The organism is bacterium, from assembly GCA_016873475.1.
Lineage (GTDB): Bacteria > Krumholzibacteriota > Krumholzibacteriia > JACNKJ01 > JACNKJ01 > VGXI01.
The window spans coordinates 1-9,920 of the sequence record VGXI01000116.1 but is presented as its reverse complement, the minus strand read 5'-3'; the positions used below and the strand labels follow the sequence as shown (position 1 = coordinate 9,920).

The following is a 9,920-nucleotide window of genomic DNA, read 5'->3' as shown; positions in this document are numbered from 1 at the left end:
GGGAATCGACGCCGCCCGCTACGGGGGCGAAACTGCAGAGACCGACGAGACAGTCTCCAGCCTCGGTCGACTGGAAGCTGATCAAGGCCCGCTCGAGCCAGCCGGAGCCGTAGTCCTCCCACGTGACACCGCAGGCCGAGACGGGGATCGTGTCCAGGGTGTAGGTCACGGGCCAAGGCGGCGCCCAGGCGAGAGAGGGCATCGCTAGCAGGGCCAGCGTCAGTGCGGCACAGGATCGTCTGGCCATGGCGCCTCCCCCACCCACTCGCTGCCGCGCCCGAAGGGGCGAGCAGCCAACCCGAGGACCGAAGACAGTCCAATGATAGCACGATCCAAGCGAAAGCCCTCCTCGGCGGGCAACCGAAGAGGGCCTCTGTAAGGTGGCGGGGGCAGGATTCGAACCTGCGACCTTTGGGTTATGAGCCCAACGAGCTACCGGACTGCTCCACCCCGCGTCAGCGAGCCGCCAATATAGACCTGCCCCTCCCCCCTGTCAAGGCGCGATCGCCTTGATCTTTTTTGGGTTACGGAATCGGCACGGGGCCCTTCCGCCAGCCCGCCCTGGGCGGCGGCCCCCGTGCTTGTTATAGTGGAGCCAGCGGCGCCCGCCGGCGGGGGCCGTCCCGTCCGCCGCGAGGAGGGCCATGGCCGAGCGCCGCCCCGAGCCGACCGCCACCCAGCGCCTGCGTCTGGCCTTCCGCGGCCGCGTGCAGGGCGTGGGCTTCCGGCCCTGGCTCTATCGTCTGGCCACCGAGGAGGGCCTCGCCGGCCACGTCGGCAACGACCTGCAGGGCGCCTTCGCCGAGATCGAGGGCGAGCCCGCCGCCGTCGCGCGCTTCCTCGCGCGCACGGAGCGCGAGGCGCCGCCGCTCGTCGAGATCGCCGCGCGCGATGAGGAAGCCCTCGCGCCGACGGGCGAGCGCGAGTTCCGCATCCTCTCGAGTCGCGCCGAGGGCGAGGCCCGCGCCGAGATCGCGCCCGACAGCGCCACCTGTCCCGACTGCCTGCGCGAGCTCTTCGACCCCGCCGATCGCCGCTACCGCTACCCCTTCATCAACTGCACGAACTGCGGGCCGCGCTACTCGATCGTGCGCGGGCTGCCCTACGATCGGCCGCTCACGACGATGGCCGCCTTCACGATGTGTCCGCGCTGCCAGGCCGAGTACGACAGCCCCGCCGACCGCCGCTTCCACGCCCAGCCCAACGCCTGTCCCGACTGCGGGCCGCGCCTGTGGCTGGCCGACGCCCTGGGGCGCGAAGCCGGCGGCGAGCCGATCGCGCAGGCGCAGCGCTGCCTCGCCGAGGGCGAGATCCTCGCGATCAAGGGCCTGGGCGGCTTCCACCTCGCCTGCCGCGCGGACGACGAGACCGCCGTCGCCGCGCTGCGCTCGCGCAAGGGCCGCGAGGCGAAGCCGCTCGCGCTGATGGTCGCCGACCTCGCGGCGGCGCGCGCGCTCGTGGCCCTCGACGCGCCGAGCGAAGCCCTGCTCGAGAGCGTTGCGCGCCCGATCGTCCTCGCGCCGGCGCGCGCGGGGACGGGCGTGGCGCCGGGCGTGGCGCCGGGCAGCCACACGCTGGGTCTCATGCTCCCCTACACGCCGCTGCACCACCTCCTCTTCGCGCCCGACGCCAAGGGCCGCCGCCTCGGCCCCCTCGTGATGACCTCGGGCAATCCCAGCGAGGAGCCACTCTGCACCGACAACGACGAGGCCATCGTGCGCCTGCGCGGCATCGCCGACGCTTTCCTCCTGCACGACCGCAACATCGCGCGCCGCGTCGACGACTCGGTCGCCCTCGCGCTGCGCCTGCCCGCGCCCGGCGGCGGCGAGGCCGCGCGCACCCTGCCGCTCCGCCGCGCGCGCGGCTTCGCGCCGGCGCCCATCGTGCTCGGCCGCGCCTTCGCGACGCCCGTGCTCGCCCTCGGCGGCGAGCTGAAGAGCGCCGTCTGCTTCCTCGCCGGCGATCAGGCTCTGCTCAGCGAGCACCTCGGCGAACTCGAGAACCCCGCGGCCTACCGGAACTTCCTCGCCGCTACCGAGCGGCTCGGCGCGCTGCTCGGCGCGACCCCCGCGCTGCTCGCCTGCGACCTGCATCCCGACTACGGGGCGAGCCGCCACGCGCGCAGCCTGCCGCTGCCGCGCGTCGAGGTGCAGCACCACCACGCGCACGTCGTGAGCTGCCTGGCGGACAACGGCCTGCCGCTCGACGAGGAGGTGCTCGGCCTGGCTTGCGACGGCACCGGCTACGGCGAGGACGGCAGCATCTGGGGCTGCGAGCTGCTCCGCGCGACGGCAACGGGCTACGAGCGGCTCGGCCACCTGCGGCCTTTCGTGCTGCTCGGCGGGGATGCCGCGGCGCGCGAGACCTGGCGGCCCGCTGCTGCCCTGCTCGCTCAGGCCTACGGCGACGACTGGCTGGCGGCCGCGCCTGCCGCGGCCACGCGCGTCGCACCGGCCGCTCTCGCCGTCGCCGCGCGCTGGCTCGCCGCGCCCGCGCCGCCCGGCCCGCTGACGAGCAGTCTGGGCCGCCTCTTCGACGCCGCCGCCTTTCTCCTGGGCCTCTGCGAGTTCAATGGCGCCGAGGCCCAGGCCGCGATGGCGCTCGAGGCCGCCGCTGCGCGGCACGGCGCGGCGCCGGCCCTGCCGCTGCCCGTCTTCGCCGAAGCGGAAGGCCTCGTTCTCGATCCGCGGCCGCTGATCCGGGCGCTGGTCGAGGGCCGCGCTGCCGGCCGCAGCGCCGGCGAGCTGGCCGCCGGCTTCCACGCCGCGCTGGCGCGCGGGCTTGCCGAGCTCGCTGCCGTCGCCGCGGCCGCGGGCGCGCCCCGCCGCGTGCTCCTCTCGGGCGGCTGCTTCGCGAACCGGATTCTCACCGAGGCACTCGCTGCACGATTGAAGGCTGGGGGCCTCGAGGTCTATATTCACCACCGTGTTCCCACCAGCGACGGCGGCCTCGCCCTGGGCCAGGCCCTCGTCGCCGCCGCGCAGGCCGAGCCGGGTCTTGCGCCGCTCATCCCAGACGAGGAGCGCTGAGCCATGTGCCTGGCCGTGCCGGGGAAGATTCTGGACATCGCTGGAGTGCCGTCGGACCCTCTGGGGCCGATGGCTACAGTCGACTTCCAGGGCAGCCGCCTCGAGGCCTCCCTCGCGATGACTCCCGAGGCTCAGCCCGGCGACTGGGTGCTCGTGCACGCCGGCTTCGCCCTCACCGTGCTCGACGAGGCCGAGGCCTTGCGCACCTGGGACATGCTGCGCGAAGCCCTCGGCGAGGAGCTGCCCCTGCCCGGCGCCCCGCCCGCGGGGGAGGTCTGATGGCCGCCGCCGCCCTCGCCGCGGAGATCGCGGATCTCGTTGCCGCGCGCGGGCGGCCCGTCACCCTGATGGAAGTCTGCGGCACGCACACGGTGAGCCTCTTTCGCAGCGGCGCGCGCTCGCTGCTGCCGCGCTCCCTGCGCCTGCTCAGCGGCCCGGGCTGCCCCGTCTGCGTGACCAGCCAGGGCTACCTCGACGCCGCCTGCGCGCTCGCGCGGCGGCCCGAGGTGATCCTCGCCACCTACGGCGACATGATGCGCGTGCCGGGAAGCAGCGGTAGCCTCGAGCGCCTGCGCGGCGAGGGCGCGCGCGTGGCCGTGGTCTACTCGGCGCGCGACGCGCTGCGCCTGGCCCGCGAGCGCTCCGCAGCCGAGGTGGTCTTCCTCGCCGTCGGCTTCGAGACCACCGCGCCGGCCACGGCGGCCGTCGTGCTCGCCGCCGCCGCCGAGGGCCGCGAGAACTTCAGCATCCTCGCCGGGCACAAGCTCGTGATTCCGGCGATGGCGGCCCTGCTCGAGGGCGGCGAGGTGCCCGTGGACGGTTTTCTCTGCCCGGGCCACGTGAGCGTCGTCATCGGCGCCGAGGCCTTCCGGCCCATCGCCGAGCGCTACGGCAAGCCCTGCGCGGTGGCGGGCTTCGAGCTCGAGGGCATGCTGGCCGGCATCCGCGCGCTGCTCGCGCAGCTCGCCGCCGGCGAGGCGCGCGTGGACAACGCCTACGGCGCCGCGGTGAGCGCGGCGGGCAACGCGCTCGCCTGGGAGACGGTCGCCCGGGTCTTCGAACCCGCGGACGACGCCTGGCGCGCGATGGGGACGATCCCCGCGAGCGGCCTCGCCCTGCGCGCCGCCTATCGCCGCTTCGATGCCCGCGAGCGCTTCGGGGTCGCCTTCGGCCCGGACGTGCAGCCGCCCGGTTGCCTCTGCGGCGAGGTGATCCAGGGCAAGGTGCACCCGCCCGACTGCGCGCTCTTCGGCACGGGCTGCACGCCGCTCGCGCCCATCGGCCCCTGCATGGTGAGCAGCGAGGGGAGCTGCGCGGCCTGGCATCGCTACGGTCGCCTGGGCGCTACCCCGGACTAGGAGCGGCATGCGCGAAGCCGATCACATCGTGCTGGCCCACGGCGGCGGCGGCGAGTTGACGCAGCGCCTGATCGCGGAGCACATCCTGCCGCGGCTCGGCAATCCCCTGCTCGCGCCGCTCACGGACGGCGCGCTGCTGCCCGCGACGAGCGGCCCCCTCTGCCTGACGACCGACTCCTTCGTCGTCCAGCCGCTGATCTTCCCGGGCGGCGACATCGGCCGCCTTGCCGTCTGCGGCACGCTCAACGACCTGGCGATGATGGGCGCGCGTCCGCTGGCCCTCAGCCTCGGGCTCATCCTCGAGGAGGGGCTGGCGCTCGCCACCCTCGACCGCATCCTCGACTCGATTGCCGCCGCCGCGGCCGCGGCCGGCGTGCCGGTGGCGACGGGCGACACGAAGGTGATCGAGCGGCGCGGCGCGGGCGGCCTGCTCATCAACACGACGGGCCTGGGCGAGCTCTTGCCCGGCGCGCGGCTGGGCGCGGAGCGCGTGTCGGCGGGGGACCTGATCCTGATCAATGGCGGCATTGCCGAGCACGGCCTGGCCGTGCTCTCCGTGCGCGAGCACCTCGAGTTCGCGACCGACCTGACCAGCGACGTCGCGGCCCTGGACAGTCTCGTCGCGGCGCTCGTCGGCGCCTGCGGCGAGGAGCTGAAGTTCCTGCGCGATCCGACGCGGGGAGGGCTCGCCGGCCTCGTCTGCGACCTCGCGGCGGCCAGCGGCGTCGGCGTCGAGCTGGACGAGCGGGCGATCCCCATCCTGCCGGTGGCGCGGGCGACGGCCGAGCTGCTCGGGCTCGATCCTCTCGCCGTGGCCAACGAGGGCAAGCTGGTGGCGGTGGTCTCGCCGGCGGCCGCGCCGGCCGCGCTCGCCGCGCTGCGAGCGCACCCGCTGGGCGCCCGCGCGGCCTTGATCGGCCGCCTGCGGCCGGCGGCGCCGCCCCTGGCCGAGCTGCTCACGCGCGGCGGCGGCCGCCGCCTGATCAGCCGGCCCTACGGCGAAGACCTGCCCCGCATCTGCTGAGGAGCGCCGTGCACGAACTGAGCATCGCACTCGCTCTGCTCGACGAGCTGAACGCGCTGGCCGCGGCCCAGGGCGCGCTGCGCATCGAGCGGGTCGAACTGGAGGCCGGCGCCCGGCGCGGCATCGTGCCCGAGGCGCTCGCCCTCGCCTTCGCCGAGGCCGCCCGCGGCGGCCCCGCCGAGGGCGCCCAGCTCGCGCTCAGCGTGCTGCCGACCCGGGCGCGCTGCCGCCACTGCGGCCTGGAATTCGCTCCCGCCGTGGACGACTATGGCTGCGCCCGCTGCGGGTTGGCGGACGTGGACATCCTGAGCGGCGACGAGGTGCTCCTTCGCCGCGTGACCTGCGTGCTCGCGGAGGACGCCGCGCCCGAGCGCGCCGAGGAGGTCTGACGATGAAGCGGGACATCACGGTGGTCACCAGCGTGCTCAAGGCCAACGACGCCGTGGCGCGCGACAATCGAGCGCGCCTGGACCGGGCGGGGATCCTGGCCCTGAACATCACCAGCGCGCCGGGCAGCGGCAAGACGGCGCTCTTGGAGGCGACCCTGCCGGCGCTGGCACCCCAGCGCGCGGCCGTGGTCGTCGGCGACCTCCAGACCAGCCGCGACGCCGAGCGCGTCGCCGGCCTGGCCGCGGCCGTGGTCCAGATCAACACGGAGGGCGGCTGCCACCTGGCCGCAACCCAGGTGGCCGAGGCCCTGGACGCCCTGCCCCTGGAGGGGCTCGACTTCCTCTTCATCGAGAACGTCGGCAACATGGTCTGCCCGGCCGGTTTCGACCTCGGCGAGCACCGGCGTGTGGCGATGCTCTCGGTGCCCGAGGGAGCGGACAAGGTGGCCAAGTACCCGACGCTCTTCCAGCCGGCCGATCTGATCCTGCTGAACAAGGTCGATCTGGCGGCCCTGCTGGGGTACGATGTGGATCTGGTCCGCGCCGACCTCGCCCGCCTCAACACGCGGGCGCCGCTGCTGCTCCTCTCGGCGAGGACAGGCGAGGGCCTGACGGCCTGGCTGGACTGGCTGCGGTCGGAGCGGACGGCGCGACGGGGCTGAGCGGCCGCCCGGCCGGAGCCCGAGGAGGGGGATGAGCGAGCGCAGCGCGCGGCGGCGGATGCGGCGGCTGAGCCAGGAGCTCAGCGCGGCCAACCTGCCCCGGGTCTGGGGCCGTCGCTCCTTCTGGCAGATCCGCCTGCGCTGGTGGGTGCCGCCCCTGATCGTCGGGGCCGTTCTCACGGGCCGCCTGGCCGGCTACGGCTTCGCCATCGGACCGGTCCTGGCCGTCGCACTGGGCATCCTCGGCTACAACCTCTTGCTGGCGCTCGGCGTGCGCCGCCTCGGCGCCGACCTGGAGCGCCAGAACGCGCGCGACCGCGGCTGGGCCATCGTCGAGGTCGCCCTCGACTATGCGGCGATGTTCCTGCTCGTCTATTTCACGGGCGGCATCGCCAGCCCGCTGGTCTTCTTCTTCCTCTTCCACATCATCTTCGCGGCGATCCAGTTCACGGCCGCCACGGCCTATGCCTTCGCCGGGCTCTGCCTGCTCGGGCTCTGGCTGCTGGCGCTGCTGCAGCTGAGCGGCCATCTGCCGAACCACCCGCTCAGCTTCCGCGGCGAACGACTGGAGATCCTGGCCTATCCGGGTCACCTGCTGGCGCTGCTCGTCTTCTTCAGCGCGACCGTCGTCACGACGGCGATGCTGACGACGCGCCTCGTGGCCCGCCTGCGGCGGCGCGTGGGGGAACTGACCGAGGCGAGCCAGCAGGTGCTTGCGCTCAACGGGCGCCTGCACAGCCTCACCGCGATGCTGCGCGCGATCGGCAGCGAGCGGCAGGCGCAGTCGGTGCTCGACCTGGTTTGCCGCGAGCTCACGGCCGTGATGGAGGTGCGGGTCGTCGCCATCAAGCTGCTCGATCCGGACGGCCGCAGCCTGCGCTTCGTGGCGGCCAGCGGCCTTTCGCAGGATTCCCGCGAGCGGCAGAGCGTGCCGCTGGCCGACAGCCCGCTCAACCGCCGCGTGATCGCCGGCGAGACGCTGATCGAGGGCGACATCGACGCCGAGGCGGCCTTCCAGAACTTCGCGGAGCTGCGGGCGCACGGCATCCGCTCGCTGGCCTTCGCGCCGCTGCGGGTGGGGCCGCGCGTGATCGGCGTCCTCGGCGCCTACTGCGACCGCCCCCAGCGCTTCACGAAGGACGACACGGCCTTTCTGCGGCTGGCCGCCGAACTCGTTGCCGTCGCCCTCGAGAACGCCCGCGCGCACGAAGCCGCCGAGGCCCTGCTCGCCGAGCGCGCGCGCTTCCTCCTGCGCGTGACGCACAACATGCGCTCGCCGGTCGCCGCGGCGCTCAGCCTGCTCGCCGTCGTGCGGGAGGGGATCCTCGGCGCGCTGAGCCCCCGCCAGGAGGAATTCCTCCAGCGCATCGACCTGCGGCTGCGCAACCTCAACCAGACGATCGGCGAGCTGCTCACCCTGGCCCGCGGGCGGGAACGGGCGGCCGCGGGGGGGGAGCGCCGTCTCGAGCCGGCACGGCTGGGCGAGCATCTGCGGGAGGTCTTCGCCGAGCGGGCCGCCGCCAGGGCGCTGGAACTGACATTCGCCGTCGAACCGGGCAGCCCCGACCTCTGGGGCCACGAGGAGGCGATCGGCCAGCTCCTGGAGAACCTCGTCTCCAACGCCATCAAGTACACGCCGGCCGGAGGCTTCGTGCGGGTGCGCTTCCAGCCCTCGCCGATCGGCGGGCTGCGCATCGAGGTGCGCGACAACGGGATCGGCATTCCCTCCCCCGAGCAGGCGAAGCTCTTCAGCGAGTTCTTCCGGGCCAGCAATGCCAAGCAACTGGCCGAGGAGGGCACGGGGCTCGGTCTCGCCCTCGTCAAGCAGGCCGTGGAAGCCCATGGCGGGCGCCTGCACCTGGCCAGCGAGGAGGGTGTGGGCACGACCGTCGTCGTGGACCTTCCAGCAGCTCCTGAATCGGCCTAGCGTTCTGCCGGGCCGCCGGTTGCCTGGGATCCCGGCAGCTGGGAGCGCGCGCCGCCCGGCCCTCCGCGCGCTGAGACGCGCCGCCCCCGCTCCGCATGCGAAGCGCCCGCCCCCAAAGGGACGGGCGCCGTCGGGAGTCCGCTGGCGAGCGCTAACCCAGCTTCGCTTTGATCAGGTTGAGCAGGCGCTCCTTGCTGACCGGCTTCTGGAGCACGCCGGCCAGCCCGAGCTGCGTGGTGTCGATCGCCATCGCCAGGTTGTCGCCCGTGGAGCTGAGCATGAAGATCGGCGCCTTGTTGCCGAGAGCGCGCAACTCGCGGACGAAGCTGGTGCCCGCATCGACCTCCTCCATCATCAGGTCGACGATGATCAGGTCGGGCTTGCAGTCGCGGTAGATCCGCAGGCCCTCCTCGGCGCTGGGCGCCTCCGCCATCACGTAGCCCGCACTCTCGAGGACGATGCGCAGGTAGGAGAGAATGTCGGGATCGTCATCGATGCACAGGATAACCGTCTTGCCGTCTTTCATGCGTCACCCTCTTCACTCGTGGCGGCCGGGTCGGCCGCCGAAGCGCGGATCGGCGCCAGGGCGCGCCTCGGCAGCGCGTCTCGCGCCCAGTCCAGCGCCGCGGCCAGATTGCGCGCAGCCTGCGCGGACAGACCCTCGCCGAACTCGTTGAACTGATAGCCCCGAATCCCCAGCAGCCAGGGCTCGGGCTCGGCACCGAAGAGACCTTTGGCCAACGCCAGCACGGCTTCCGGGCGGACGCTGTGCGTGCTGAAGCTCGCGCCGTCGGGCGCCGGCGCCAGGCGCTGCAGCGAGAAGGGCGCGGGACCGGCGCTGTCGGCGTCCACGAAGAGGACGCGCTCGCAGGCGGCGGCCGCCGCGGCATCCTCGACGTTGAGCTGGTAGTCGCTGTCCACCTGCACACCGGGCAGGCCCAGCCGCGCCAGGGCGTCGGCAAAGGCCGGCCCGAGGCCGTCGTCCTGACGGCCCGGGTTGCCGTAACCGATCACCAGGAGCGGCGCGGCGGCGTTCATGCCGTCCGCCGCCGATCGAGCAGCGCGCCCGCAGCGTCCCGCAGCTCCACCTCGAGCGGCATCTTGCCGAGCGCGTGCGTGGCGCAGGAGAGGCAGGGATCGTAGGCGCGGATGCCGACCTCGATGTGGTTGAGCATCCCCTCCGTGATCTCCTTCTTCCCGCTCAGGTAGCTCTTCGCGATCATCTGCACGGCCCGGTTCATCGGCTCGTTGTTGCTCGTCGTCGAGACGATCAGGTTGGCCATCGTCACCCGGTCCTGCGCGTCCACGCGGTAGTGGTGGAAGAGCGTGCCGCGGGGGGCCTCGACGATCGCGGCCCACTCGGCGCGGCGCTGGCCCTTGACCACGAGGTCCTTGCCCTGCAGGTCCGGGTCGTTGAGGAGGGCCTGGATCTTCTCGCCGGAGTGCAGCAGTTCGATCATCCGCGTCCAGTGGTAGGCGAGCGACAAGCTGTTCGGCTTCCCGCCGGTGACGGCCATGAACTCCTGGCGCG

11 protein-coding genes and 1 tRNA gene are annotated in these 9,920 nt (G+C 73.5%); 7 read left to right on the top strand and 5 right to left on the bottom strand.

Annotated elements, in window-relative coordinates; translation table 11 throughout:
- Both FJ251_10095 and FJ251_10090 read right to left on the bottom strand, forming a co-directional pair.
- On the bottom strand, nt 1-247 hold a 247-nt coding region (locus tag FJ251_10095; GenBank protein ID MBM4118069.1), incomplete at its 3' end, for a hypothetical protein.
- 131 nt (nt 248-378) lie between these two features.
- Nucleotides 379-455: transfer RNA gene (locus tag FJ251_10090), tRNA-Met, on the bottom strand.
- Nucleotides 456-644: 189 nt separating this feature from the next.
- On the opposite strand from FJ251_10090, the gene hypF reads away from it, so the two are divergent.
- Genes hypF through FJ251_10055 form a run of 7 tightly spaced genes read left to right on the top strand, consistent with a single transcriptional unit; the run spans nt 645 to nt 8,389 of the window.
- Complete coding sequence (gene hypF, locus FJ251_10085) at nt 645-3,029, top strand: carbamoyltransferase HypF (GenBank protein ID MBM4118068.1); 2,385 nt, start codon at nt 645-647, stop codon at nt 3,027-3,029.
- A 3-nt stretch (nt 3,030-3,032) separates the two neighbouring features.
- Nucleotides 3,033-3,308 (top strand): HypC/HybG/HupF family hydrogenase formation chaperone, encoded by a 276-nt coding sequence (locus tag FJ251_10080; protein ID MBM4118067.1) that lies wholly within the window; start codon nt 3,033-3,035, stop codon nt 3,306-3,308.
- A complete protein-coding gene (gene hypD, locus FJ251_10075; protein MBM4118066.1) occupies nt 3,308-4,387 on the top strand; it encodes a hydrogenase formation protein HypD in 1,080 nt (359 codons plus the stop codon). The genes FJ251_10080 and hypD overlap by 1 nt, the downstream gene beginning before the upstream one ends.
- Before the next feature lie 7 nt (nt 4,388-4,394).
- Nucleotides 4,395-5,411: a hydrogenase expression/formation protein HypE gene (gene hypE, locus FJ251_10070; protein MBM4118065.1), complete on the top strand. Its 1,017-nt coding sequence runs from the start codon at nt 4,395-4,397 to the stop codon at nt 5,409-5,411.
- Nucleotides 5,405-5,800, top strand: coding sequence for a hydrogenase maturation nickel metallochaperone HypA (locus tag FJ251_10065; GenBank protein ID MBM4118064.1), 396 nt, complete (start codon nt 5,405-5,407; stop codon nt 5,798-5,800). Before hypE ends, FJ251_10065 begins: the two co-directional genes overlap by 7 nt.
- Before the next feature lie 2 nt (nt 5,801-5,802).
- Entirely contained in the window at nt 5,803-6,462 is a 660-nt protein-coding gene (gene hypB, locus FJ251_10060) for a hydrogenase nickel incorporation protein HypB (protein ID MBM4118063.1), read from the top strand.
- Nucleotides 6,463-6,493: 31 nt separating this feature from the next.
- Nucleotides 6,494-8,389 carry a GAF domain-containing sensor histidine kinase gene (locus FJ251_10055; GenBank protein MBM4118062.1) on the top strand — a complete coding sequence of 632 codons (1,896 nt, stop codon included), beginning with the start codon at nt 6,494-6,496 and terminating at the stop codon, nt 8,387-8,389.
- A gap of 151 nt (nt 8,390-8,540) precedes the next feature.
- On the opposite strand, the gene FJ251_10050 is transcribed toward FJ251_10055, so the two are convergent.
- From FJ251_10050 to FJ251_10040, 3 genes are all read right to left on the bottom strand, one after another.
- On the bottom strand, nt 8,541-8,915 hold the full coding sequence (locus FJ251_10050; GenBank protein MBM4118061.1) for a response regulator: 375 nt from the start codon (nt 8,913-8,915) through the stop codon (nt 8,541-8,543).
- On the bottom strand, nt 8,912-9,427 hold the full coding sequence (locus FJ251_10045) for a hydrogenase maturation protease (protein ID MBM4118060.1): 516 nt from the start codon (nt 9,425-9,427) through the stop codon (nt 8,912-8,914). The genes FJ251_10050 and FJ251_10045 overlap by 4 nt, the downstream gene beginning before the upstream one ends.
- Nucleotides 9,424-9,920 (bottom strand): Ni/Fe hydrogenase subunit alpha (locus tag FJ251_10040; GenBank protein MBM4118059.1); only part of this gene is annotated, 497 nt, incomplete at its 5' end. The genes FJ251_10045 and FJ251_10040, both read right to left, overlap by 4 nt.

Bases quoted from the DNA above. Each gene is read 5' to 3' on its own strand.
- hypF (MBM4118068.1), top strand. From the start codon at position 645: ATGGCCGAGCGCCGCCCCGAGCCGACCGCCACCCAGCGCCTGCGTCTG.
- FJ251_10080 (MBM4118067.1), top strand. From the start codon at position 3,033: ATGTGCCTGGCCGTGCCGGGGAAGATTCTGGACATCGCTGGAGTGCCG.
- hypD (MBM4118066.1), top strand. From the start codon at position 3,308: ATGGCCGCCGCCGCCCTCGCCGCGGAGATCGCGGATCTCGTTGCCGCG.
- hypE (MBM4118065.1), top strand. From the start codon at position 4,395: ATGCGCGAAGCCGATCACATCGTGCTGGCCCACGGCGGCGGCGGCGAG.
- hypB (MBM4118063.1), top strand. From the start codon at position 5,803: ATGAAGCGGGACATCACGGTGGTCACCAGCGTGCTCAAGGCCAACGAC.
- FJ251_10055 (MBM4118062.1), top strand. From the start codon at position 6,494: ATGAGCGAGCGCAGCGCGCGGCGGCGGATGCGGCGGCTGAGCCAGGAG.
- FJ251_10050 (MBM4118061.1), bottom strand. From the start codon at position 8,915: ATGAAAGACGGCAAGACGGTTATCCTGTGCATCGATGACGATCCCGAC.
- FJ251_10045 (MBM4118060.1), bottom strand. From the start codon at position 9,427: ATGAACGCCGCCGCGCCGCTCCTGGTGATCGGTTACGGCAACCCGGGC.